Source organism: Scardovia wiggsiae F0424 (assembly GCF_000269605.1).
GTDB lineage: Bacteria > Actinomycetota > Actinomycetes > Actinomycetales > Bifidobacteriaceae > Scardovia > Scardovia wiggsiae.
This window is the reverse complement of record NZ_AKCI01000001.1, coordinates 380,399-405,157: the sequence shown is the minus strand read 5'-3', so window position 1 is coordinate 405,157 and position 24,759 is coordinate 380,399. Positions and strand designations below refer to the sequence as shown.

Sequence of the window (24,759 nt, the reverse complement as noted above, 5' to 3'; positions counted from 1 at the left end):
GCCCACACGGCTGATGCCTTTTACCAGTGTACCTGCAACATGGAAATCAGCACCGGGATACTTCCAATATGTGCTGCGCCATCACAGTTGCAGCATTGCGGACGCCGTAGCCCCATGATGCACGCGACATGCCGGCAAGACGGTCCCGGTCAGTGATAAGCCCAGGTATATGGGACTTTATCCATTCAGGATCAAGGTCTGCATCGTTGACGATATATCCGCCGCCGACATCAGCCACCGGCTGGGCATTAAGCCTCTGCTCGCCGTTACCGACAGGAAGGGGGACATATACAGCAGGGACGCCCAATGCGGACAGCTCGGCTACAGTTCCTGCCCCGGAGCGGCAGATCACCAGGTCTGCCGCGCAGAATGCAATATCCATCCTCTCCCAGTATTCAGCGGCGTGGTAATCGCCCGAAGATGCGGTACCGCCGCCGTCACTGCCTGGCCCGGTACTGCTGAAACTAAGCCCTGCCAGATGCTGTCTGCCGGCATGGATGCTTACATTGTGCGCAACCGCAGCAAGCTTTCCTTTCCCGGTAAGATGGATCACCTGGGCACAGGCCAGAAGGCTTTCGGCACTGTCCGAAACGGCAGTATTCAGGCTCACAGCGCCAAGGGACCCTCCGGTAATAAGGATAACCGGCTTATGCACATCCAGCCCAAGCTGCTGTTTTGCTTCCAGCCTCGTCCCCACCCGGTCCCTCTCAAGGCGTCCGGCAGCACGGGAAACAGATTCGCGCAGAGGAAGCCCTACACGCTGGATTATCGTGCCCCTGCCGCCTCTAAGGCCTGTATTGTCATATACGGTCCCAACGAAATCAGCCCACCGTGAACCCAGCTTATTCGCCATGCCGGCGCGGGCATTCTGTTCATGGATAATAAGCGGGAGCTTCAGGTAATGGGCAGCTGAATATGCCGGGGCGGCAGCGTACCCGCCAACTCCAACAACGATATCCGCACCATGCCGGGTAAGTATTTCCCGGACCCTGCGTTTCTCCGACAGCCATCGCACGGGAAATTTCAAAGCTGCGCTATCCGGCCTGCGAGGGAACGGGACCTTCTGTATAGTTTCCAGCTCAAAACCGGCCTCGGGCACTAGCATGGATTCCAAACCTGCAGATGTTCCTATAACGCACACCTTCACAGACGGATCAAGCTTTTTCAGTTCTGAAGCCATGCTCAGAAGAGGGTTTACGTGCCCTGCGGTACCGCCGCCGGCGAAAACTACGCTTAAAGGTTTTGTCATATTCCGAGCATACCGCGCGCCCTGTAAACCTTATTCCCTGACGCTCCACCCAAACGGGCTCTAACCTGTTTTATACCCGCTTTGTTTTCTTCCTGCGTTTTTTATCACGGCCAAGCGATGCCCTTATTTCTTCCTGCCTGCGCGACAGGCCTATAACAATACCCATTGCCATCAGGGTAATGATCAGGGCGCTTCCCCCGGCAGAAATAAACGGCAGCGGAAGGCCTATAACCGGAAGTACCGAAGTAACGACCCCGATATTAACAAATTCCTGAAAAATGATCCATCCGGTGACGCACAGGATCACAGTCTGGGAATACGTATCATTGCTCCGGAGTGCAATATTGACCATGCACCATGCAAGTATGAGGAACAGGAGTATCACGAATACTGCACCGATGTAGCCCAGTTCTTCCCCAATGATGGCAAAAATAAAATCATTCTTCGCTTCCGGAAGGTAATTCCATTTTTCGCGTGAAGCCCCGAGCCCCAGGCCGGTCAGCCCTCCTGAGGACAGCGCATACTTTCCGTGGACGATCTGATAGCAGCCATCCTGCGAGGGGCCGCCCGGACATCCGCTGTAAACGGCCAGAAGCCGTTTGCGCCTGTTTTCATTGCCCAGCACAAAGAAATAGGAAACAGCCCCTCCGGCAATAATGAGCCCTCCAAAGAACAGCCCGAGGGGGAAACCGCCAACGTACAGGGCTACCAATGCTATGACGGCAATAATAAGCCCTGTCCCCAGGTCTTTCCCGGCGAAAACAAGGATGAAGGAAATAAGGAATGTCACCAGTGCAGGCCAGTATGCCAAAGCCCTCTGCACCAGAGTAGTCTTACCTTCAGCACGCCTGGAAGCTGAGGCGACAGTCAAAGGCATCCACAGGCATAATGCCAGCTTCATGATTTCTGCCGGCTGGAACTGTGTGCCTGCGATAACAAGCCATCCGGTATTGCCGTTAACTGTTTTTCCCAGAGAGGTAAGGGTGAGGGCCTGCAGTACCCACGATCCCAGGAGTATGAACAGGCTGGTATACCGGATAAGGTTAGATACCGCATCAGAGAAATGGACAAGACCGACCCCTGCCAGAAGGCCTATCACAGCGAACAGCAGCTGGCGCGAAGCATCGCGCCATGAACTGAATCCGGCTGATACCAGGTTGACGCTTGAGCTTGAGAACACCATGATAATGCCCAGTACTGTCAGCGCGCCGGCAACTAAGATCATGCCGTTGTAGCAGAATACCGGGTTAAAAATACTGCGCCATCCGCTGTAATCCGCATTTTTCCTGCCAGGCCTGCCCGCACGCCCCTCAGCGGGACCGCCTTCGATATATGAGCCCTGTGTTACCAGTTCGACTGCTTTATCAAGCCCTCTGAGCTGAGGGTCAGACTTGAGTTTTTTACTGTACCGTGCCATCATTCCGCCTCCTGTCCCGTATCCTGTTTTGCCTTTACCCATTCTTTCGCACACACAGCAAACTTGTCCCCGCGGTCAGCATACGACGCGAACTGGTCCATTGACGCACAGGCCGGCGCAAGCAGCACGGCATCCCCCGGCTGTGCATACCGTCCGGCAGCATCAACAGCCCTTTTCATGACCGTTGTATTGTCGGACGGGTCAATAAGCGTATACGGGATATCGGGGGCGTATTTCTTCAGGGCTTCAAGGATATATGCCTGGTCTTTGCCGATAACGACAACCGATGTCATAACATGGCTCTGGCTGCGGACCAGATCATCAAAATGGGCGCCCTTTGTAAGGCCCCCTGCGATCCAGACCACAGACCTGTCCGGGAAGCTGCTTAGCGATGCTGCCGCAGCATGGGCATTAGTCGCCTTGGAATCATCAATAAAGCGGATCGCGGGCTGCCCCGGTCCAGGTATATACGAAGCAACTTTGACAATGCGATGCCCTCCGGGAGCAAAACCGGCAAGCGCATGGGCGGCGTCCTGCAGATCAGCCCCCATGCCTGCTGCCAGGCAGAAAGCACATAGTGCATCAGCAAGAAGATGGGGATAGACTGTGCCATCGGGTTCACACAGATGCGGGAAATCAGTGAGCGGCGCTATCCTTGCAGGCGCCGGCTCTGACGGATGGCGGCGATCCGTTATCCATCCTTCTTCAACACCGATCTGTCCTTCAGCAGGGGGCTTGAGCGTAAAACCGATACGTTCGCAGCCTTCGCGCAGGACCGTACTGTGCGCTATATGGGTGACACGCGCATCATCCGCGTTATAGACAAGCGCATCTGTGACATTACTGTATATCCTGGCCTTATCCGCAACATACCTGTCAAAACCGCCGTGCCAGTCAAGATGGTCCTGCGCGAGATTCGTTATCGCAGCCGCCGCCAGCCGGATACTGTACGTATAATGGAGCTGGAATGAACTCAGCTCTACAACGAGCATACGGTTATCTTTATCAGCAGCAGCCTGCGATACCGGCGTACCGATATTGCCGACAGCAGGGGCCGAAAAACCATTGGCACGCATGATTTCGGATGTCATCTCCGTAGTTGATGTTTTCCCGTTTGTCCCGGTAATCCCTATCCACTGCGCCCGGGAACCTGTCCCGCTGCTATCTGAACTGATCTGCCATGCAAACTCGACTTCAGAAATAACAGGGATATTATTCCGGGCAGCGCACATCAGAAAATCGCTGTACGGCGAGAACCCGGGCGATGTCACTATGCAGCCTACAGTATCCCACTTGAAGCTGCTGCTGAGGACATCTGCGAATGTATATGCCGCCGGCTTCCTGTCGTCTACAGTTATGTGGGGGATCCTGCGGCCGGTAAGGATGGAATCAACGCTGGAACCGCCTACACCAAGGCCGGCAACCATTATAGCAAGGCCTTTGTTTATGCATTCAGCAACAGTATGCAGTTCCTCAGTCATCATTCCTTCTTAGTTTCCGTATATTATCTGTCCCGCTGCGGCCTATAGAAGGCCCGATTTCAAAACCCAGTCGCCGTAGAAGAGGATGACCCCTATCAATACAAATATCATTTCAGCCATCCAGAACCTTACGACTACTTTAGTTTCTGTCCAGCCTTCCAGCTCAAAATGATGATGTATCGGCGCCATTTTGAATACCCGCTTATGCGTCGCTTTAAAGAAACTGACCTGTATAATGTCTGACAGGGTCTCCACAACGAAAAGCCCGCCAATAATAACCGCCAGGACCTCTGTATGGGTAGCAACGGATAAAGCCGCGAAAAGCCCGCCGAGCGCAAGGGACCCGGTATCGCCCATAAATATTTCTGCGGGGTTCGTGTTATACCATAGAAAGCCGAAACATGCGGCAATGGCGCATATCGCAATAATGGCGAGGTCCTGGGGGTCGGCAACTGTATACGCCATGCCGCCCGGGTGGAAAGCAAGGCGTCCGAAACCATTAAGATGCATCCCGCTGTGGTGGTAGCTCTGCCAGAATGCAACCATGGCATACCCGAGGAATGCGATCATTGAACTTCCCGCACACAGGCCATCCAAACCGTCCGTCAGATTAAAGGCGTTGGTCCACGCAGTCATCAGGAAATTTACCCAGATCACAAAAAGTACTATGGCGGCAACAGTACCCAGCTTATTAAAGTCAATGATCACATTCTCATTGAATGTGATCCCCGGATGTGCGGCAGGGCCGGTCTCAGGCGATGTTGCAACAAGGGAAAGGACTGCATATAACGTGGCAAAAATGGATTGGCCTATAAACTTCGCATGGACGCTCAGCCCTTCATTCTGCTTTTTTGACACTTTGGCAAAGTCATCAATAAACCCGAGGAACCCCATAGACAGCATTGCGAACAGCACAAGCAGGGCAGGCACAGAGAACCTGGTCCCGAAAGCTGCGAACCTGTATAATGCCGATGCCAGCCAGCCCAGGACTACAGACAGGATGATCACAACGCCGCCCATTGTGGGTGTACCGCGCTTGACCTGATGGCTTTTAGGGCCGTCCTGCCGTATATACTGCCCGTAATGCATCTTTTCAACGACCCGGATAAGGATCGGGGTACCGGCGAAAATAACAATAAGAGAGACGACCAGGCCTATTATAAGGGCGATCATTATTTATTCCTCCCCTGTGCAGTCCACATATCTGCAAGCCCCTGCAGGCCTGATGCGTGGGATCCCTTGAGCAGGACAACGGTGTGCGGATGGCTGGCAGCAAACGATGAGACCAGCTGCGCAGCATCAGCCGCAGACTCGGCCCAGTAGACCGGTGCGGAAACCTGGCCTTCCTTTCCATGGTATCCCTGTACCGCACCGTCAGCTAGATAATGGGCTAAAGCGTCAAGAGCCGGATTCCCCTCATTCCCCACAGCAACAACAGCATCAGCGTGTTCTGCCGCGTACTGGCCAATATCCTTATGCAGCCCTTCTTCACCTGGACCGAGTTCGAGCATCGGCCCTAAAACTGCCACGCGGTAAGGCTGGGCAGCAGCATCCGCATCCCTGTTCCATTGCGCAAGGCCGTTAAGCCCCGCTTCCATAGAATCAGGGTTGGCATTGAACGAATCATCGATCAGGGTAAACTGCATATTCCGACCGCCGGAAATATCCGGGCTGCCGGCATTTATCTCGCTGATGCTCATGCGGTGCGGGCTTCTCAGGACCTGCCCCCCAAGTATCCGGGCAATCTCCTGCACCGGGATACCGACACGGTATGCGGCGCAGGAAGCTGCTAAAGCATTATAAATATTATGTTCCCCGGGTATCCCAAGCCGGACGGTATAAGGCCTGCTGCCGGGCAGGTGGAGATCAAAAACAGGATGGCCATAATGGTTTACAGAAATATTGTCGGCATAAACAGCAACAGCTTTTTTACTGCCGGATCCGCTGCTGACGGCATCTGGGAAATTGTGATCCCTGTCTTTGATACCGAACCAGATGATAGTGCCGGATGCGGCGGAGCCGGCCATCAGCCGGATATTATCATCGTCTGCATTGAGGATGGCAGTCCCGTCTGCTGAAAGCGCCTGGACAAGTTCGCTTTTAGCTTTCCGTATATTGTCTACAGAACCAAACCCGCCAAGATGGGCCACCCCGACTTTAAGCTCAACCGCAATATCGGGAGGAACTATATGCGTCAGATAGGCTATCTCCCCCAACGCTGAAGCCCCCATCTCAGCTATAAGGAACCGTGTATCCCTATCAACTTCAAGAGCTGTGTACGGCAACCCGATCTCATTATTGAATGACCCTTGGGGAGCTACCGTCGGCCCGGCTGAGGAAAGCAGAGAGTATGCAATATCCTTTGTCGTCGTTTTCCCTACCGAACCTGTAATGCCTATAACAGTAAAAGGGGTACCGCCCTGTACGGCCAGTTCCCTGCGCCTGGCAATATTGTACCTGGCAAGGCTTCCCAATGCTTTGACAGTATTGCTGACAACGATCTGCGGGATATCTGCATTTTCTACTGCATGCTCGACTACGGCAGCCACTGCCCCGTCCGCACCGATCTGACGGACAAAATCATGGCCGTCACTGCGCTCCCCCCTGATTGCGATAAAAAGCGAACCGGGCCGGACCTTCCTTGAATCCATAACGACTTTGGAAACATTATGCGCATGGCCATTATGCCCTGCTGTATCCGGGTAGATGATCCGCCCGCAGACTTCCCGGGCACACCGCTCAATTGAAGTTACGATCATGAGTTGCCCTCCTGCCGCCTGTTGATCTCCTGAGCCAGCAGCAAAGCACTGCGTACATTATTTTTCCTGACCCCTGCGCTCATCGCCATAGCTGCAGCCAGATACAGTTCATACTCATGCCGGATATCAGCAGTTTCCACAATGCTCTGCACAACCTGGCGCGCAGCATCGGTAGGCGCTACACAATGCGTATCATCATTGATGATCGCTCCGAAATCTTTAACGGAACGCCTGAGCTGGGGTTTCAATGCCCCAATCTCAGGATTGTCCCCGCTCCTGCGGTAACTGGGTATCCACCGCGACCATGTCCGCTTTGAAGCCTGCGGGCTGTTGGGACCGGCCCCCTGCACAGCAGCTGCTCCGGTATCAGAAGACGGTCCGGCGGCAGTACCTGTATCAGTATTACCGTCCTGGATGCCCGCTGTCTCCTGCTCAGCCGTCCCGTCATCCTGCACAGCTTCGCCTGATTCCCCTACCCGGTCCGTGTCCGGCAAAGGATCCGCCATCGTACGTGACTGTGTGCGCCCGCATACATCAAGCCCTACCTGGCTTAAGGCACCCCGCTTAAATGTTCTGTCATTGATCGTAAGGACAACCGTATTGACCCCATCCTCCAGCATCTGGGACAGGATCATCTCAGTATCTATGGGGTTCAGCGGATATGTGCATGTAAGCTCGCGTTCCAGTGAGAACGACCTTCTCGAATCAATAACCCCTATAGGGTTGCCAAGCAGATGCAGAAGCTGCGCAAGGCTGTCCGATGCATATGTTGCCTGGGACCCGACAACACCAAAAGTAGCCAGCGTATCTGTAGGCCTGCCGGCAAGCATATAGGCGAGCCTCCCTGAATCGAACTGGTTAAGGTCGCCGAACAGTACCGGTACCGTTGCAGCAGACTGCAGCTCCTTCTGAGAAATAACCTTTGATACGCTGCTGGGGAACAGTATGCAGTATGCGCCCTGTGCCTGCGCGTTACGGATCTCAGCCGGTATATCGCCATCCCCGTGGCCAAGGTAGAGGCATCCTGGGCTGGCAGCTGCGGTATCGTCCGTCAGGGAAGTAATAGTTATATCGCGCCCGTAAGGGAAAGTGCTGGTCACCTTGAACTGGTGCATCAGGTCTTCAAGCGTATAATGCCCGGATATATTACCGGTCAGGAAGCTCATGCCAATCTCCTTATTTTCAGGCTGCCTGCAGTCACAGCGACAGGGCTGATATATGGTTTGCTGCCAGTACCCATTATGTACAACAGCCAATCCCTACCATGTAGTACTTATAGCATTTTCGCGCGGCCTGGACTGCGGGACTTTATACTTCTGCATAAGGAATTCACCAATCTTGTTGATGACGGGACCGGTAGCAATGCCGCCGTGTGAGGACGGGTTCATATACATGACTGTTATAACAAAGCGCGGGCTGTCAGCGGGGATCACGACGGAAGTATCGCCAACTGTTTTTGTCAGCGCACGGCCGCCGCCGGAAACTTCGGCAGTACCTGTTTTGCCGGCAAGCCGGTATCCGTCAACTTTAATGACCCTGCCGTATTCTTCAGTCATTACGGATTCCATCATATCCATCATGTCGGAAGCGACTGAAGGGCTTACTACACGGGTGCTGTCCACAGGCCTGGGGGTAGTATCCTTCCCATCCTTGTCTGTTGATTTGTCAATAATGGACTGCCCGACCCTGACCCCGCCGTTGGCAAGCGTTGCTACAATATTTGACAGCTGGAGGGCATTCACAGTATAGCCCTGCCCAAACAGGACGGTCTGGTTCGTGCGGGTCCCCCACTTATCAGGTGTCGGCAGGCTTCCGCTTGAAATACCGGGATAATTGATGCCTGTACTCTGCCCAATGCCGAATTTCTTCAGGTAATCATAACGGTTAGCAGTAGAAAGCTTATCTGAGGCCATGATCATACCAACGTTGGAAGATTCATTAAGGATGCCTGCCAGCGTAAGCTGTTCGACCCCATGGCTCTCCACATCCTTATACTGCTGACCGTCAACTGTGATCACGCCGGGAACGCTGAACCGGTCAGACCCTTTATGCAGCCCAAGCTGAAGGAGCCCGGATGCAGAAATAAGTTTCCCTACAGACCCCGGTTCAAATGTTGCGGTCATCGCCCTTGAACCATGGAGTATTGCCTGCGGGCTGCCGGCTTTATAATTCCCTGTATCTGCGACAGCAAGTATTTTCCCGGTTTTCACGTCCTGGACAACAGCAACGCCCCATTCTGCGCCAACTTCGCCGATACGTTCATTAAGCGCCTTCTCGACAAGCCACTGGACATCCCTGTCAATGGTAAGCCTTACCGTACCGCCATTTTTGGCGGGTACGATCACTGTTTCCGTACCGGGTATCCGCTGCCCGTTCCCGCCGTGCTCATAGACCTGCTGCCCATCCTGGCCGGCAAGGGAGCCCTGCTCCATGCTCTCGATCCCCGCAACACCGTTATTCTCCGAGTTGACTCCGCCAAGAAGGCCTCCTGCTACGGTGTCGCCGGAATATGTACGTTTCACTGTAAGGGTGGAACCGATAACACCGGACAGATGGAGTTTGTCGATCGCCCTTTTCGTAGCAGGCGCTACATCACGTTTCAGGACTATATATGAGTTGCCGCCTGCAAGCTTTGCACCAAGCTCCATGGTATTCATACCGATCACGGGGGCAAGTATCCTGGCGGCAGCGGAGGGGCCCGACCCCGGGACATCTCTGCCATTGACCGAATGGCAGACGCTTTTATTATTTCCGGTGCATTTTATTGGCTGGAAATTGCGGGCGCCTTTCTGATCCGCATAGATCGTATACCGCTGCTCGCTTTGGGCCAGGACGGCCCCATTAGCATCAGTGATGGTGCCGCGCATTGCCGGGACGATATTCTCGACCCTGCGGGCTGCCGCTGCCTCACGTGCAATCGACGCCCCCTGTGCCAGCTGGACAACTGTCAGCTGTACGATCAGGCCAGTAATAAGAAGTATAATAAGGATGAACAGCCCGAGGGTGCGCCGGCGGAATACCCTGCTGTATGAAGGGTCATGGGTGTCAGGGAACAGATGGGAAAGCCATCGTCCGGCATTTCCGGATGCCGGACCGTCATGGTTCCGTGAATGGCTGCTGCCGGACGGATCCCCTTTCCATGACGGATTGCTTCTTGCTGCAGGCACCTTATTTACCACCCTACTATTGTACGCATGCGCAGGATACAGGCAGACAGGCGTCTGCCGGCCATCGGCTATATTGTATTTTTACTGGCCGGTACCGCTCATATCAACAGTTACGGAGTTATTGGAAGTAGTCATGCCCAGTTTCTGGGCACGGTCCGGAAGGCTTGACTGCAGCTTGTCCAGCTGGGCCTGCTCCTGTTCCACATCCTGGCTGAGGAGTGTTACTTTCTGCTGGGTCTGTGCCACTTCAAAAGAGTTCTCAACAAGCATTACGCGCATGCCCAGCACGCCCAGAAAGCTTATTGCGGCAACCGTTGCCACGGCGATCCACTGCGCCATGCGCGCAGTGATATGCCGCTGCAGCCATGATGCTGCTGCCGGCTGTGCCGCACGGATGCGTGCATGCTCCGTGCTGCTGTGCGAGATCACCCGCAGTTGGGGACGGGAAGCCTCAGAACGTGCTGTACGTGCTTCCATACGTACCCTGCGCGCTTGTGCTGCCATGATATTCTCCTTAATTTTCCTTGATTTTCTTCTTGTGCCTTGTACTCTGTGCTGTTATACGCCGTTATGTCTGATTGCTGAGGGAACCTTTGCCCCATCGCTTTTTCCATCGGCCGGGGAGTTCCCTGATAAGTTCCACCGCCCTTAATCTCACAGAAGAAGAGCGGGGATTGCGCTGTATTTCATCTGCATCAGCCTTGGCTGCTCCATGTGTAAGGTCCTTAAAAAACGGCTGCGCGCTATCCGGGACAACGGGAAGCCTGTCCGGAACATCAGCATGGAGCCCCTGTGCCATAAAACTTTTAACAGCTTTATCCTCAAGCGAGTGGTAGGACTCCACGACGATCCTTCCGCCTCTGTTCAGATGCATGGCAAGCTGCGGGAGTGTCCGTGCAAGCTTGTCCAGTTCGCCGTTTACTTCAATACGCAGGGCCTGGAAAACCCTCTTAGCAGGGTTCCCGGCAGCACGGTGGGCGCGCGGGATAGAATCGTCTATAAGCCTGCTGAGCTGGCCGGTCGTTATGATATCGCCGTTTTTCCCGCGATACTGCACAATTCTCGCTGCAATCAGAGAACTGTAGCGCTCCTGCCCATAATCCCTGAATATCCGGGCGAGCGCATCCTGCGGATACCGTGCCAGAATATCTTTTGCAGTAAGCGTCTGCGAAATATCCATACGCATATCCAGAGGAGCATCATGGGAATAGGAGAATCCGCGTGTATCCTCGTCAATCTGCAGGCTCGACAGCCCAAGATCCAAGAATGCTGCATCAATATGGCTGACCCCCAGCTGCCCCAAGACATCGGAGACTTCATCAAAAGCCGCATGCACAGGAGTGAAGCGGCTGGCAAGGCCGAGGCTTTCCATCCGCCGGGACGCAAGGTCAAGCGCCTGCCTGTCGCGGTCTATGCCGATAAGCTGCGCGCCAGTGTTCGCCTGAAGGAAGGCTGATGCGTGTCCTGCGAGGCCGAGCGTGCAGTCAACGATCACCGGTGACCCTGTACCGGGCAGCCCGCCGCATACAAGGCCGACGCATTTATCAAGCAGCACAGGGGTGTGGATCGAAGCTATATCCTTCATGAGAAATCTACCTCCGGAAGGACATCATCGGTTATATCGCTGTATCCGTCTTCCTGCCCCTTGAGATATTCATCCCAATCCTCACGGTTCCAGATTTCCGCACGGGTGCCTACGCCAATGACAACAATATCTTTCTCGATATGCGCATATTCCCGGAGCATTGGCGGCAAGGTCACACGCCCCTGCTTATCCGGTTCCTGGTCAACTGCGCCTGAGAGGAATACCCGCAAATAGTTCCGGGCGGCTTTATTGCTCAGTGAAGTGTGCTGTATCTGTGCCGCAATGCGCCGGAACTCTGCAAATGGAAGAAGATAGATACACCGTTCCTGCCCGCGGGCCAGGACGCAGCCGCTGCCCAGCTGGCTGCGGAACTTTGCAGGAAGCGCAACACGGCCTTTTACATCAATTTTCGGATTATATGTCCCAAGAAGGAGTGCCGGGAAATCTGATCCCTGCTGCTCCGGCTGATCCTTGCCGGCAGTCCCCTGCGCATTATTTGAGGCCACTTCATCGCTGAAACCCGCACTGCTGCCGCCTGATCCGCGACTTGTACCGTGCGTTCCACGCATATCTGACCTCCAATCACTCCCCACTTTACCCCATTTTTCTCCACTTTCCCCCACATTTTAGAAATTTATCGTATTTTTTGGGTTTCCAGCACAAACCTTCACGCTTCAATCACATAAATTACGCACAGGAGCATTTCAGGATAATCAGATTAAATATGCTGAATACCATAAACAGCTGCACAGGAATGTATATCAGTTCCCGTAGGTGCTATTGGAAATTTACTGAGCTTACGGCTCCGTATTTTTCTGCTTTTATACCCGCAACGCAGAATATGGAACCTGCCGGGCAGTGCGTTATGCAAATCCGGGAGCCCTGCATCTGCGCCTTTTCTGTACCTGCACCCGACTGGCAGCAGCATTACTCCGCATACTGTTTGTAGCAGTGTAAGAGTAAACTATTTTATGATTTTTTACGGCTTTTACACAAGGGAAATCGACTGTGACCGGGTATTCTCGACAGATTCAGGAAGAGCAAAAAGTTGTTGACCATGCTTATAAAAGGCTGGATGATCTGCGTGCACAGATACGGGAGCGGTTAGATTCCGTACGCGCCCGAGGGGGGCATGGCTCCCCTACACAGCGATCTGAACGCGATTCGTTTGCAGTCATGTATGAAGACAGGCTTATGCAGCTGCGCTCCGTAGAAGACCGCCTTGTATTCGGGCGGATAGACGACAATGCCGGCAACAGGCACCATATTGGGCGTATCGGGCTTTCTGATGAAAACCATGATCCCATCCTCACTGACTGGAGGGCAGAGGCCGCGCGGCCTTTCTACGAAGCAACGCCGGAGCACCATGGGGATACGGCACTGCGCCGCCATATCACGCTCAGCATGCGCACCGTTACGGCACTCGAAGATGAGATACTTGACGCACATTCCGACCAGGTGGCACAGGCCCGCGAGCATGGCACGCTCACCGGTGAAGGGGCTCTGCTGGCTTCACTCAGTTCACGCCGCACAGGGAAAATGACAGACATCGTAGCGACGATCCAGGCAGAACAGGACCGTATTATCCGTTCACGGATAGATCAGGCTGTTGTTGTCCAGGGCGGACCGGGGACCGGGAAAACTGCGGTTGCCCTGCACCGTGCTGCTTATCTCCTCTATACGCACAGAAGGGCGCTCCGCAATTCCGGAGTACTTATTATAGGCCCGGGGCAGGCATTCCTGCACTATATCGACCAGGTGCTGCCTTCATTGGGCGAGACAGGTGTCATAAGCCGGACCATAGGGACCCTCATCCCCGGGATTAGCGCCGAAACTGAAGATACCCCTTATGCCGCAGCCCTCAAAGGCAGCCGCCGCATGGCAGATATGCTCAGGAATGCGATTGCGGCACGTATCCGCATACCGCGGGATCTGCCGGTTATCCCTGTCAATGGTATAAAAGTCCCCCTGCTCGCTACAGATATTGAACAGTCGCAGCGCAACGCCCGCAGCAGCAGGAAACCGCATAACCAGGCACGCGACGTATTCGTCAATTCCATGCTTGGCCTTATGGTTCGCCGCTATGCTGACCAGCTTGATTACACCCCCGATCAGGACGAACTGGATAACGCACGCATTACCCTGAGGATGAGCAGCAGCGTACGGAAAACCCTGAATACGGCATGGCTCCCCATGTCAGCACAGTGGCTGGTCAGCGATATTTTCTCAAAACCGCACAGGATGAGGCAGTTTGCACCATGGCTGAAAGAGGAGGATATCCAGCTCCTTCTCCGTCCCAAAGGTTCCCCTTTTACACGGTCCGATGTGCCCATACTTGACGAAGCGATGGATATGCTTGGACCGGATCCGCATGAGGCTGCACGCCGCGCAGTACAGGATGCTGACCGCAGGCGCGAAGAAGAATACGCCCGCCAATCCATGCAGCTCGCCGGTGTTGACCCTTCTCTGGTCGATGCTAAAAATCTCATCACTGCGATGACAGGCGGGGATGATGCAACGCTTGCTTCCCGGGCAGGCAATGACAGGGAGTGGGCATACGGCCATATTGTTATAGATGAGGCGCAGGAGCTGACCCCCATGGACTGGCGTATGCTTATACGCCGCTGCCCATCAAGGTCATTTACCATTGTTGGCGACGTAGCACAGACATCTGCAATCGCGGGGACCCGTTCGTGGTCCCGTACCCTTGACCCCCTTTTCGGCCCGGACGGCTGGGAGCTTGATGAGCTGACAGTCGATTACCGCAATCCGAAAGAAGTATGCGACCTGTCATCAGGATTCGCGCGCAGCGAAGGGCTCCACGTTTCAACGGTCAGCGCTGCGCGTACTGTACCGGATTCAGTAGTGCGTGTACCTCTGCCATCCGGCTCCCGTAACAGTACGGCACAGGCAGGGTTTTTCGATGCAGTCAGCCGGAATGCAGTTGATATGATATGCCGGTATGTTTCCCGTGACGGCAGCGGCAGGATAGCAGTTATCTGTGATGCCGAAATAAAGGACGCCGTGAATAAATCATTGCGTATCGCTATGCGCATGGACAGCCGGATCAGCGATGCAGAATTCACACGCCTTACATCCCAGCCGTTATGGGATGCCCAGGTAAACGTCTGCACCCCTGCCGAAGTCAAAGGCCTGGAATACGACACAGTTATCCTGGCCAGGCCCGGGCTCATTATGGAGAATGCTGCTTCACGCGCTGTTGCAGCGTCAGACCTGTATGTTGCGATGACGCGTCCGACTCAGAAGCTGATTATTATTGAATCTGAAGATGACAAGGAGGTTATTGACCTTTAACGCTGCCTTCACCGGGTTTATGCAGGCGTATATCATCTATCTCCGCCTCATAATCAGCCATGGAGTCAAAATGCTTGTAAACGCTTGCAAACCGCAGGTATGCAACGTCATCGAGATCCCTTAAAGGCTGGAGGATAGCTTTCCCTACCTCCTCCGACCGTATTTCAGCCTGCCCCTTTGCGCGGAGGTCTTCTTCGACTTTTTGTCCCAGCCGGTTGAGGTCTTCCTCGCTGATTGCACGTCCGCGGCAGGCACGGCTTACGCCTGAGATCACCTTCTTACGGTCAAAAGGTTCCGTGACCCCTGAACGTTTGACAACAGACAGCACTATTGATTCCTGGGTCGTAAAACGTTTATGGCAGGCAAGACACTCCCTGCGGCGCCTGATTGCATAGCCGTCTTCACTGACACGGGTATCCAGGACTTTAGTATTCTCACTCTGGCAAAAAGGACAATGCATACTTTCACCCTAACGCCAGGCATACCTATTTACTATTGTATACAGGCAAACACCGCCATTTCGTATATCTTATTAATATCGGATATCTGTTAATGCTTAGGGACGATAATACGCTGCCCCGGTGTGAGGTCTGCAGAGTCCAGATGATTAAGCTTCATCAGATACGTAACATAATCGTTTACAATATCACCAGGCTTCATACCTATCTGTGCATATTTCCACAGGGTATCACCGGAACCGACAACATAACTCTGGACTTCCATTGGGGCAGTCGATTCGATCTGCGCCTGCGCCTGTACCGGCCTCATAAACATAAAGCCCGCAGCTGCAGCAGCAGCGACAATCATACCGGCAACTGATGCTGAGAATACTGTCAGCCTGGATACTGCCCTCCGGGCCGCGGAAGGATGTACCATACGCACAGCTGCGGGGATTTCCGCCGTTACAGATACAGGGGATATTGCCTGCTTTGACATAACTCCAGCCATCAGAACTCCTTTTGTGATCATAATCAATTCGGCAATTTTTCGAACATCTGTTCTAAGTATCGCACATATGTTCGACTATGTCAACACCCTTTTCGAACATCTGTTTGCTTTTACAAAGATTTCACGCTATACTCGTGTGTAATGACCGATCTGTATGTTTGATTTAAGGATAATGAATGAGTACCGTGCCCTTCTCAGCAGATAACGCAATAGCAGCGAATGCCGGAGCCGATGAAGCCGACAGGCTTGGTATCACTGTACGCCAGCTGCAGATACTCCGCGCAATAGAACATTACAGCAATGCCGAAGGCTACATCCCATCATTCCGTGAGATCGCAGGACTTGTAGGGCTTAAAAGCACTTCTTCTGTAAAACACCAGCTGGATACGCTGGAGAAAAAGGGGTTCATCCGTATGGGCGCAAATAAGGGGCGCGCTATCGAGCTCATTGCCCGCAATGAACCGGATTCAGTCCCGGAAGCGGAAATCCCCGGTACGGAGAGCCCCAACCCCGATATAAATCAGCATAAAACCGAAAATGGTACATCTTCCTATGGCCGCGCTGAGATATATCCCTTCCCGTCTCAGCATGCAAGCGAGTCTATTGCCCAATCGCACGATGTCCCGCTAGTCGGACGCATCGCGGCCGGCACACCCATCACAGCTGAGCAGCATATTGATGACGTTATGCGGCTGCCCGAACGGCTTACCGGTGACGGTACCCTGTTTATGCTTGAAGTCCATGGCGATTCCATGGTGGACGCAGCCATCTGCGACGGAGATTTTGTTGTTATCCGCGAACAGCATACTGCAGAGAACGGTGATATCGTTGCCGCTCTCCTTGATGACGAAGCTACTGTCAAAACCTTCAGGAAAGACAGAACAGGGCATGTCTGGCTGATGCCCCACAACCCGAGTTACTCACCCATTGACGGTACGTACGCCACAATAATGGGGAAGGTCGTTACAGTCCTGCGGAAAATCTGACAGGGCAAAACAAAGCAACGCACAGAGACATGCGCGCCCTAGTAGTCCATATTGCCGTAGGCCTGGGCAGTAAGCTCTTTGCGCCATGCCTCAATAGCTACGACTTTGTTAAGAAGGGAGATCTTTTCTTCACCTTCAGGCAGTTTAGCCATTTTCCGTTTCATCCTGGCGATCGCCCTTAAAGCATCAGCGTCCAGCAGCCTCGTAAGGAGCTGCCCGGCAAATTTGATTTCAATTTCAGCAGCATCCCGGAGCTGCACTGATTCGCCGTCAGGATGGACGGTATCGCCGGCATTGTTGAGAACAGCGGGGCTGTTTTCATCCGCAGATAGCGATCGCCCTTTTGCCGATAAAGGCAAAGGCTGTACAGCCAGCTCGTTGATCACCTGTTCCATCATGGGGCCGCAGGCCTTGGTAAGATTATGTATCCATAGCCCCTGAGGCATATCACGCCCAGGCAGCCCCCCGGCAACCTGCAGGCCGTTATACAGAGTACGGAAAACCGGTGTCAGGAAACACCTTTCGCTCAGCCGCCCATACAGGTCCTTATTTGGCGCAGCCAGCATCGACAGCGGAGACTGGATAAGGATGGCAAAAAACTGCTGCTCAGTGCTGAAGACAACATCATCCACACGGTAATACGACTGATTCACAATATTCTGATGTTCAAGCTGCCGGCGCTGGAAAGGCTGGGCGTAATCAGGCTCCCGGACCGGCCCGGAGCTGTGATCCCTGTGTTCAGAAGAAAGAAACGCATCAGCGGAACGGATACCGAGCCGCCTGCGCTGCATGTTTACCTCGCTCCGCATCCTCTGGATATCAATGCCTATCTGCCCGGCGTACTTACGTGTATACCCGTCAACAAGCGCGTAATCGCGGATCCTTGCAATCACAGGCGCCGCAGCCTTCATAGCGCCGATCTGCTCAGTGGTATAACGGGTATCAAAAGTCCTGACAGCCGTATCAATAACGAAATCATAAAGCGGAGTGCACTGCTCAATTAGGCTCCGCACATCATCGTCGCCATATTTGATCCTCAGATCGCAGGGATCCATGTTCTCCCTTGCAACTGCAACAAAAGTCTGGGTCAGGAATGCGCCGTCAAGTCCGAAAGCATGCATAGCCGCCTTCTGCCCTGCGGCATCACCATCGAAAGTAAAAATAACTTTTGAACCGCCGCGTATCTGAAGGCCTCCAAGCTTATTATCTGAGATAAACCGCCGCACGATCTTCGCATGCTCCTCGCCGAAAGCCGTTCCGCATGTTGCCACAGCAGTATCCACCCCGGCAAGATGGCACGCCATCACATCAGTGTACCCCTCAACAATAACGACTTTACGCTGTTTTACTATATTCGGCTTCGCGATATCAATGCCGTACAGCACCTGGTTTTTATGGTAAAGGGCTGTATCGGGGGTATTGATATATTTTGCCGCAACCTTATCGTCATCATAAAGCTTCCTGGCCCCAAAACCCAGGGTGCGCCCGGTAGAATCGCGGATAGGCCAGGTAGCCCGTCCCCGGAAGTAATCGTAAACACTGTTATTCTGCCCGCGCCGGGCAACACCGGCATCCACCATCTCCTGCTGGGTATAGCCGCGATCAGCGAGATAACGGACTAAAGTATCCCACGCCTGCGGAGCATATCCGCAGCCAAACCTCTCGCAGTCGCTCTGCGTAAAATTGCGTCCTGCAAGCAGTTTTCGCGCCGCCAGCGCTTCATCAGTATTAAGCTGGGTTACAAAGAACTTCTGCGTCTGTTCGCAGACCTCAAGAAGCCTGGCCCTGGTAGACCCCTGCCTCTGGCGGGTACTGTGGCCGGTATCCTCGTATGCCAGTTCAATATGGTATTTATCCGCGAGAAGCTCGACCGCCTGGGCGAAATCGACGCTTTCCTTCTGCTCCACATAGCCAAAAACATCGCCGCCCAGGCCGCAGCCAAAGCAATGCCACGTCCCCAGGGACGGACGTATATTAAAGCTCCCGGTCTTCTCCTCGTGGAAAGGGCACAGCCCGACAAAAGAGCCGACACCACTGGCCTTAAGCGTCACATCGGCGCTGACAATGTCATACAGATCTGCTGCCGCGCGTACTTTTTCAACGCTTTCTTTGGTAATATAACCAGGCATGCCGCTCCTTCCTTACACATATTCCGCATGTCGTCTGCTGCATTCCATACACCATATACACGGCAGCTTCCTGCTACGGTTCTTATATTCTATGCTGCTGTCAGCACAAAATGGAATGGAGGGCAATCGCCGAACCGTCGGTAAGGCTTGCTACCTGGTCTACTGCGACACGCAGGCGTTCACCGTCATTCGCCGCTTCACGCCAGTCCTGAAGGAATACAGGCTCAAGCGCGTCATTGCTGTACGGGGTATCCGCCATAAAAACATCAACCAGGTCTTCAATAATCTTCTGCTGTTCCTGATGGAACGCTTCATGCTCGCGCGGTTCCATAGCAAAATATACGTCTACACCTTTAAGGGCTGTGATCTCATACTGCGTCTCTTCGGGCACAACAACACTGGCATTATACCGGGTCAGATTCCCCGCGCCGTACAGCTGGCGGGTAGCAATCTCAGCCGAGCTTGTAAAACGTCCGATCAGCCTGCTGGTAATATTTTTCAAAGCAGCCAGGGACTGCCGGGACCCGTCGAAGTGATCCGGGAAAACCTTGATATCCTTAAGGCGGCAAAGCGCGGCAGAGAGTTTGTCGGCATCCCACCCGTCCCCATACCACTTCCGGGTTACAGCGATTATCCCGTCAACGATATGGGGATCCCTCATAGCAATGGGGTCAAAGGACCGTGCAACTATGGCATCCTCCATGTCATGCACACTGTAGGCAATATCGTCTGACAGGTCCATGATCTGGCATTCCATGGGTTTCGCCCACTGCCGGACACCCTGCTTCAGCCACGCAAAAGCGCCGGCATCATCAGGATAAACGCAGAATTTGTTCCCTCTCGGGCCATCGGGATGATGCGCGCCTTCCTCTTTCGTCCACGGATATTTCGTGGCAGCATCGAGGGCAGCACGGGTCAGGTTTACGCCGGCACTGCGTCCGTCAGGATGGAAGATCTTGGGCTCAAGGCGTGTTAAAAGCCGGAAAGTCTGTGCATTGCCTTCAAAACCCCCAATGCCTTCCGATATTCGCGCCAGCGCTGCCTCGCCATTGTGCCCGAAAGGAGGATGCCCCAGGTCGTGGCACAGGCAGGCGCAGTCCACAACATCAGGATCGCACCCGAACATCATAGCAATCTGGCGGCCTATCTGAGCAACTTCCAGAGTATGGGTCAGGCGTGTACGCGCAAAATCATCGGTACCGGCAACGAGCACCTGGGTTTTTGCACCAAGGCGGCGAAGGGCGGAAGAATGGACGATACGCGCCCTGTCACGCTCGAATTCTGTACGGTTCCGGGATTTCGCCGGTTCCGGAGCCCACCGTTCCTCATCAAACTGGGAATACCCTTCGCTGCGCACAGATTTTTCGGCATCAAAAAAGACGCTGTCAGCCCCACGGTTGTGAATCCGCCTCTGTTTTCCATACGCTGCCATACTCCGCACTTTAGCATCATCTCCCTATCGGCCTTTACGGCTTATATATCGTCCTCAGCGACCCTGCTTTATAATCGGTAAGGGTAAGACTCCGTATCGCCCCGCCGGATGTACCTGCTGCAGGTATCCAGTTTTATGGCTGCGGTATAAGTCTGAATATCCTAAATCAGCCGGGAACTGTCAAGGAGCCTGATATCGTCTGCTCCCAGGACATCATAAGCGTGACGGTAAAGGCGCGGAATGCGGTTGCGCAGGCAGGTGAATATTTCATAGCTGATAGTGCCGGCTGTGCGTGCCCAGTCATCCGCTGTAGGCTCCCCATACTGTTCGCCCCGCCCAGGGCCGAAAAGTTCCACCGTATCGCCTTCAGCAACACCCAGCTGTGCGGCGCTGCCGCGCAAATCGAGGATGCACTGGTCCATGCAGACCCTGCCGCTGACATGGACGATCCTGGGGCCCTCGCTGGTCATAATGCGTACAGGCCCTCCAGTATGTTCCACGCCTAACGCCCCGGCTTCATTGAAACCGGATGCCGAACGGTGTATGCCGTCCGCATAGCCTACAGGCAGGTCAGCGGTACTCGTGGCCGACGGGGTAATATATGTCCGCCCGTAAGAAATTGAATGCCCTGCCGGAAGGTCTTTTACTGTCCCCAGCTGGGCCTGGAGCACCATTGCCGGTGTAAGATGCCAGTCCTGGGGCCGCCCCATAGCAGGATCCGGCTCGTACCCATACAGCCCGATGCCTGGACGAACAAGTTCAAAATGGATATCCGGCCGGGTAAAAGTTGCGGCCGTGTTTGCCAGATGCCGGATTTTTGGCGGCAGGCCTGCCGATTCCATACGCCGTACAAACTCATTGAAACTGGTTATCTGTGCATCTGTTGCGCTGACGCTTTCCTTATCGTCAGGCGCATCCGCAACAGCCAGATGGCTCCAGACACCTACAACATCAAGAAGGCCTTCATCGGTTTCTGTGCGCAGGGACCGCAGGGCTGCATCAAATTCCTCAGGAGTAAAACCATTGCGGCCAAAACCTGTATCTACTTTCACGTGGACCCGCGCCGGTTTCCCTGCCATACGTGCAGCATGCGCCACCGCTGCGATCCCTGACAGGGAGCCGACAGCTATATCAATATCGTTGCCGATGAGCTTATCGAACGGATCGCGTGCGCCGTTATAAAGCCACGTTAAGATATGCGCCCTGCCCGGCCCGATACCGATCTCACGCAGCTTCAGGGCCTCACGCGACTGTGCAGTCCCCAGCCATGAAGCACCCCCGGCAAGTGCAGCCAGCGCAGTTGGGACAAGCCCATGCCCATATGCGTCAGCTTTCACGACCCCCATGGCTTCAGTCCCTCCGGCACCGGATCCCGGTTTTTTCACCATCCCAACTATATGCCGCATATTATCCCGCAAAGCAGCAAAATCAATAATCGCCTGGGCAGGATATTCGCGCAAAGCGGCATCATAATTCTCTCTGGCTGCCGATGTCTCAAAATCCCACTGCCCTGTTGCTGATAAACTCATATGCTGTCCTTTGCTCACGTGCCGCGTACCATGCCTAGTACTATTATCCCAGACCTGCACCTCGCCACAACCGGATACCCCTGCACTTCTACACGCTTGCTACACCCGGGCCTCAGGCTGCCGTACATCCCACTGTGCCGCAGCAATAAGCTCCCGTGTATACGGCTGCAAAGGATGTCCCAGCACCTGGCTGGAAGGGCCTGTTTCAATAACTTTACCGTTATGCATAACAACTACAGTATCAGCAAGCTGCTGCGCCAGCCCCAGGTCATGGAGCACCATGAGCATGGATATTCCCTGGGCGCGGAGCTTATTAAACACCTTCACTATCTTCAGGCGTCCGCTGACATCGACAGCACTCATAGGTTCGTCAGCCACAAGCAGTTTTGGCCCTGAGACCAGTGCCCTTGCTATGGCTACGCGCTGCGCCTGGCCGCCGGACATATCCTGAGGAAAACGTCCCATGAAATCAGAAGGGTCGAGCCCTACAGCAGCCAGGGAATCACAGGCTTTATCATCCATTTCTTTGCGCGAGAGGCCACCGCGCAGTACCAGCGGTTCCTCAACTATCTGCCCGGCAGTCCACCGCGGGTCCATAGACGAGTAGGGGTTCTGGAAAATAAGCCCTGTAACGCTGCGCAGGCCATCCCGGCACTTTTTTTTGCGGATATTGCCGCCATTATAGAAAACCTGCCCCGAATCCGGCTGTTCCAGGCCAAGAGCCATCCGTACAGCAGTGGTCTTTCCCGATCCTGATTCGCCCACTATAGCTACAGACTCACCGTATCGGACGCTCAGGGAAACATCCCGGGCAGCTGTGATCTGCTTCCCGCTGCGTATGAATACCTTATTCAGCCCAATTGCCTCAATAAGAGGGGTATCCGCATTCCTGCTGCTTTCATATACTGCCATTACTCATTCCCCTGCCCTGAAATATCCGCTGCAGGCTTGCCCGAAGCTGTATCGGCATCAGTACCAATACCAGTACCGCCATTGCTGCTGATTCCTGCGATGCCCATATTATCGGTATGCAGGGCAAGCTCGCGGGCAGCTGCAACAAGCCTGCGGGCCACATCACTGCGTGCCGTGCCCGGATCGTTGAGGAAACTTCCGACTTTACCTGAATCGACTATCCTGCCTTTGTCAATAACGTAACATTCCTGGGCAACCGCCGACAGCACAGAAAAATCGTGCGTCACAAAAAGGAGCGAAGCACCTGACTCCCGGACTTTGCCGAGAAGGAGGCTAAGGATACGCTTCTGGACAATGGTATCGAGCGCAGTAGTCGGTTCATCGGCAATAATAAGCTGAGGATCATTGATCATAGCCTCGGCGATAGCCACACGCTGCTGCTGCCCGCCGGAAAGCTCGCGCGGATACCTTCCAAGCATGTTGCTGCCAAGCCCGACAGACTGCAGCGCTGCAGCAGCTGCCTTATCGCTTTCTTTTCCTGTTAGCCGTTTTCTCAGCGTCAGCGGCAGAAGGAGATTCTTTTTTACCGTCTCCACCGGGTTCAGCGCCAGAGATGGGTTCTGAAAGACTGACCCTATATAGGTCCCGCGCAGCCTTGAAAGCTTTTTATCCGGTAAATTCAAGATCTCTATGCCATCAAGCTTCACAGATCCTCGGGCATGCGCCTCTTCAGGAAGTATCCCCAGTATCGCTTTCAGAATCATAGATTTTCCTGAACCTGAAGACCCTATGATCCCCACCCTCTGTCCGTCATCAATAAAGAAGGACACATCGCGGACTATAGCTTTCCCTGCTATATCAACACTCAGCCCTGATACTGATATACTCATGCCTGTCCTCCTCTGCCCTTATCATCCCTGTACCCAGGCCCATGCCATCCTTTTTTCCCCTGTAAGACGGGTCCGTAGCCCCCGACCGCCGAGCGTAGGTATGGGTTCGTTACGGGATCAGCTGCCTCACGTATGCTGTCGCCCATAATATTCAGGGCAGACACGCCGGCAGCAACACACAGGCCTGACCACACTACAGTAAGCGGATATACGCTGATAAGCTGCGACGATGTGGCGAGGGTATGCCCCCATGAAGGGATATCAGACGGCATCCCTACCCCCAGATAAGTCAGCCCGACTTCTGCCAGTACTGCTGTGCCGGCGCAATGCGACAGTTCAATAATCATCATTGGTGCGACAGACGGAAGCACATGCCTGCGGAAGACCGTCCAGTCCCCGGCGCCTGCCCAGCGTGCAGCTTCCACATAATCAGATGACACGGCCAGCAGGGCCTGCGGGCGTACGATCCGCATAAGCGTAAAACTATACGCACAGGAACAGGCAATAACTACAACAGCAATAGACGCCCCGAACGGTACTGCAATGACCATAGCAATAACTATTGTCGGGACAGCGATAAGGGTATCGATAGCCACTGTGCTGAGCCGCGATACGATGCGATGGGAGCTGACTGTAAGAGCAATGCCTGCGGACCCGATAAGAAAAGTAATAAAAACTACAAGGGCAGCAACAGCCAGCTCAACACTGCTGCCTTTCAGAAGCCAGCTGGCAACATCCGCACCCGCAGCATCTGTCCCTAAAGGATGGCGCCATGAGGGCGCGGCAAGGATACTGCCTTTTTCCTGATCCAGCAGAGGATATGGGGTCCATATCAGCGATACCAGGGCAAGCAGCACCCAGACAGCTAAAACTGCTAGAGAGAACCGCCCGCTGAGCGATCCCCGCAATACACCCCATACTGAGGAAACCACAGCACCAGTTTTCTTAGCCATCGCCTAC

20 protein-coding genes are annotated in these 24,759 nt (G+C 54.1%); 2 read left to right on the top strand and 18 right to left on the bottom strand.

Features of this window, described 5'->3' with window-relative positions:
• Positions 1-46 precede the first annotated feature (46 nt).
• From HMPREF9156_RS0101870 to mraZ, 10 genes are all read right to left on the bottom strand, one after another.
• Positions 47-1,249, bottom strand: a complete 1,203-nt coding sequence (locus HMPREF9156_RS0101870; protein ID WP_007147106.1) for a UDP-N-acetylglucosamine--N-acetylmuramyl-(pentapeptide) pyrophosphoryl-undecaprenol N-acetylglucosamine transferase — start codon at positions 1,247-1,249, stop codon at positions 47-49.
• Between the two features lie 70 nt (positions 1,250-1,319).
• Positions 1,320-2,666 carry an FtsW/RodA/SpoVE family cell cycle protein gene (locus HMPREF9156_RS0101865; protein WP_231198051.1) on the bottom strand — a complete coding sequence of 449 codons (1,347 nt, stop codon included), beginning with the start codon at positions 2,664-2,666 and terminating at the stop codon, positions 1,320-1,322.
• Positions 2,666-4,147 (bottom strand): UDP-N-acetylmuramoyl-L-alanine--D-glutamate ligase, encoded by a 1,482-nt coding sequence (murD, locus tag HMPREF9156_RS0101860; protein ID WP_007147104.1) that lies wholly within the window; start codon positions 4,145-4,147, stop codon positions 2,666-2,668. The genes HMPREF9156_RS0101865 and murD overlap by 1 nt, the downstream gene beginning before the upstream one ends.
• 42 nt (positions 4,148-4,189) lie before the next feature.
• Positions 4,190-5,320 (bottom strand): phospho-N-acetylmuramoyl-pentapeptide-transferase, encoded by a 1,131-nt coding sequence (mraY, locus tag HMPREF9156_RS0101855; RefSeq protein ID WP_007147103.1) that lies wholly within the window; start codon positions 5,318-5,320, stop codon positions 4,190-4,192.
• Entirely contained in the window at positions 5,320-6,906 is a 1,587-nt protein-coding gene (locus tag HMPREF9156_RS0101850) for a UDP-N-acetylmuramoyl-tripeptide--D-alanyl-D-alanine ligase (protein ID WP_007147102.1), read from the bottom strand. Before HMPREF9156_RS0101850 ends, mraY begins: the two co-directional genes overlap by 1 nt.
• Positions 6,903-8,072 carry a hypothetical protein gene (locus HMPREF9156_RS0101845; protein ID WP_007147101.1) on the bottom strand — a complete coding sequence of 390 codons (1,170 nt, stop codon included), beginning with the start codon at positions 8,070-8,072 and terminating at the stop codon, positions 6,903-6,905. The genes HMPREF9156_RS0101850 and HMPREF9156_RS0101845 overlap by 4 nt, the downstream gene beginning before the upstream one ends.
• 93 nt (positions 8,073-8,165) lie before the next feature.
• Positions 8,166-9,962: a peptidoglycan D,D-transpeptidase FtsI family protein gene (locus HMPREF9156_RS0101840; protein WP_390156887.1), complete on the bottom strand. Its 1,797-nt coding sequence runs from the start codon at positions 9,960-9,962 to the stop codon at positions 8,166-8,168.
• A gap of 192 nt (positions 9,963-10,154) precedes the next feature.
• Complete coding sequence (locus tag HMPREF9156_RS0101835) at positions 10,155-10,577, bottom strand: hypothetical protein (RefSeq protein ID WP_007147099.1); 423 nt, start codon at positions 10,575-10,577, stop codon at positions 10,155-10,157.
• Positions 10,578-10,641: 64 nt separating this feature from the next.
• Positions 10,642-11,658 carry a 16S rRNA (cytosine(1402)-N(4))-methyltransferase RsmH gene (rsmH, locus tag HMPREF9156_RS0101830; protein WP_007147098.1) on the bottom strand — a complete coding sequence of 339 codons (1,017 nt, stop codon included), beginning with the start codon at positions 11,656-11,658 and terminating at the stop codon, positions 10,642-10,644.
• A complete protein-coding gene (gene mraZ / locus HMPREF9156_RS0101825; protein WP_007147097.1) occupies positions 11,655-12,227 on the bottom strand; it encodes a division/cell wall cluster transcriptional repressor MraZ in 573 nt (190 codons plus the stop codon). The genes rsmH and mraZ overlap by 4 nt, the downstream gene beginning before the upstream one ends.
• A 439-nt stretch (positions 12,228-12,666) precedes the next feature.
• Between mraZ and HMPREF9156_RS0101815 the strand changes: the two genes are divergently transcribed.
• The gene (locus HMPREF9156_RS0101815) at positions 12,667-14,973 is read left to right on the top strand and encodes a HelD family protein (RefSeq protein WP_007147096.1); all 2,307 of its coding nucleotides are present in this window, start codon (positions 12,667-12,669) and stop codon (positions 14,971-14,973) included.
• Here the strand turns inward: HMPREF9156_RS0101815 and nrdR are convergent.
• A complete protein-coding gene (gene nrdR, locus HMPREF9156_RS0101810; protein WP_007147095.1) occupies positions 14,960-15,433 on the bottom strand; it encodes a transcriptional regulator NrdR in 474 nt (157 codons plus the stop codon). The two genes, HMPREF9156_RS0101815 and nrdR, sit on opposite strands and share 14 nt — an antisense overlap.
• 89 nt (positions 15,434-15,522) lie before the next feature.
• Entirely contained in the window at positions 15,523-15,921 is a 399-nt protein-coding gene (locus tag HMPREF9156_RS0101805) for a LysM peptidoglycan-binding domain-containing protein (RefSeq protein ID WP_007147094.1), read from the bottom strand.
• A gap of 176 nt (positions 15,922-16,097) precedes the next feature.
• On the opposite strand from HMPREF9156_RS0101805, the gene lexA reads away from it, so the two are divergent.
• Entirely contained in the window at positions 16,098-16,907 is an 810-nt protein-coding gene (gene lexA / locus HMPREF9156_RS0101800) for a transcriptional repressor LexA (RefSeq protein ID WP_007147093.1), read from the top strand.
• A 38-nt stretch (positions 16,908-16,945) separates the two neighbouring features.
• Here lexA and dnaG read toward each other — a convergent pair whose 3' ends face one another.
• From dnaG to HMPREF9156_RS0101770, 6 genes are all read right to left on the bottom strand, one after another.
• A complete protein-coding gene (gene dnaG / locus HMPREF9156_RS0101795; protein ID WP_007147092.1) occupies positions 16,946-19,036 on the bottom strand; it encodes a DNA primase in 2,091 nt (696 codons plus the stop codon).
• A gap of 100 nt (positions 19,037-19,136) precedes the next feature.
• A complete protein-coding gene (locus HMPREF9156_RS0101790; RefSeq protein WP_017147395.1) occupies positions 19,137-20,468 on the bottom strand; it encodes a deoxyguanosinetriphosphate triphosphohydrolase in 1,332 nt (443 codons plus the stop codon).
• 161 nt (positions 20,469-20,629) lie between these two features.
• Complete coding sequence (gene alr / locus HMPREF9156_RS0101785) at positions 20,630-21,997, bottom strand: alanine racemase (protein ID WP_007147090.1); 1,368 nt, start codon at positions 21,995-21,997, stop codon at positions 20,630-20,632.
• 99 nt (positions 21,998-22,096) lie between these two features.
• Entirely contained in the window at positions 22,097-22,909 is an 813-nt protein-coding gene (locus HMPREF9156_RS0101780; RefSeq protein WP_007147089.1) for an ABC transporter ATP-binding protein, read from the bottom strand.
• Positions 22,909-23,799 carry an ATP-binding cassette domain-containing protein gene (locus tag HMPREF9156_RS0101775; RefSeq protein ID WP_007147088.1) on the bottom strand — a complete coding sequence of 297 codons (891 nt, stop codon included), beginning with the start codon at positions 23,797-23,799 and terminating at the stop codon, positions 22,909-22,911. Before HMPREF9156_RS0101775 ends, HMPREF9156_RS0101780 begins: the two co-directional genes overlap by 1 nt.
• Positions 23,796-24,752: an ABC transporter permease gene (locus HMPREF9156_RS0101770; RefSeq protein ID WP_007147087.1), complete on the bottom strand. Its 957-nt coding sequence runs from the start codon at positions 24,750-24,752 to the stop codon at positions 23,796-23,798. The genes HMPREF9156_RS0101775 and HMPREF9156_RS0101770 overlap by 4 nt, the downstream gene beginning before the upstream one ends.
• Positions 24,753-24,759: the final 7 nt, after the last annotated feature.

Coding starts and splice junctions, on each gene's coding strand:
- HMPREF9156_RS0101870 (WP_007147106.1), bottom strand. CDS start 1,249: ATGACAAAACCTTTAAGCGTAGTTTTCGCCGGCGGCGGTACCGCAGGG.
- HMPREF9156_RS0101865 (WP_231198051.1), bottom strand. CDS start 2,666: ATGGCACGGTACAGTAAAAAACTCAAGTCTGACCCTCAGCTCAGAGGG.
- murD (WP_007147104.1), bottom strand. CDS start 4,147: ATGACTGAGGAACTGCATACTGTTGCTGAATGCATAAACAAAGGCCTT.
- mraY (WP_007147103.1), bottom strand. CDS start 5,320: ATGATCGCCCTTATAATAGGCCTGGTCGTCTCTCTTATTGTTATTTTC.
- HMPREF9156_RS0101850 (WP_007147102.1), bottom strand. CDS start 6,906: ATGATCGTAACTTCAATTGAGCGGTGTGCCCGGGAAGTCTGCGGGCGG.
- HMPREF9156_RS0101845 (WP_007147101.1), bottom strand. CDS start 8,072: ATGAGCTTCCTGACCGGTAATATATCCGGGCATTATACGCTTGAAGAC.
- HMPREF9156_RS0101835 (WP_007147099.1), bottom strand. CDS start 10,577: ATGGCAGCACAAGCGCGCAGGGTACGTATGGAAGCACGTACAGCACGT.
- rsmH (WP_007147098.1), bottom strand. CDS start 11,658: ATGAAGGATATAGCTTCGATCCACACCCCTGTGCTGCTTGATAAATGC.
- mraZ (WP_007147097.1), bottom strand. CDS start 12,227: ATGCGTGGAACGCACGGTACAAGTCGCGGATCAGGCGGCAGCAGTGCG.
- nrdR (WP_007147095.1), bottom strand. CDS start 15,433: ATGCATTGTCCTTTTTGCCAGAGTGAGAATACTAAAGTCCTGGATACC.
- HMPREF9156_RS0101805 (WP_007147094.1), bottom strand. CDS start 15,921: ATGGCTGGAGTTATGTCAAAGCAGGCAATATCCCCTGTATCTGTAACG.
- lexA (WP_007147093.1), top strand. CDS start 16,098: ATGAGTACCGTGCCCTTCTCAGCAGATAACGCAATAGCAGCGAATGCC.
- dnaG (WP_007147092.1), bottom strand. CDS start 19,036: ATGCCTGGTTATATTACCAAAGAAAGCGTTGAAAAAGTACGCGCGGCA.
- HMPREF9156_RS0101790 (WP_017147395.1), bottom strand. CDS start 20,468: ATGGCAGCGTATGGAAAACAGAGGCGGATTCACAACCGTGGGGCTGAC.
- alr (WP_007147090.1), bottom strand. CDS start 21,997: ATGAGTTTATCAGCAACAGGGCAGTGGGATTTTGAGACATCGGCAGCC.
- HMPREF9156_RS0101780 (WP_007147089.1), bottom strand. CDS start 22,909: ATGGCAGTATATGAAAGCAGCAGGAATGCGGATACCCCTCTTATTGAG.
- HMPREF9156_RS0101775 (WP_007147088.1), bottom strand. CDS start 23,799: ATGAGTATATCAGTATCAGGGCTGAGTGTTGATATAGCAGGGAAAGCT.
- HMPREF9156_RS0101770 (WP_007147087.1), bottom strand. CDS start 24,752: ATGGCTAAGAAAACTGGTGCTGTGGTTTCCTCAGTATGGGGTGTATTG.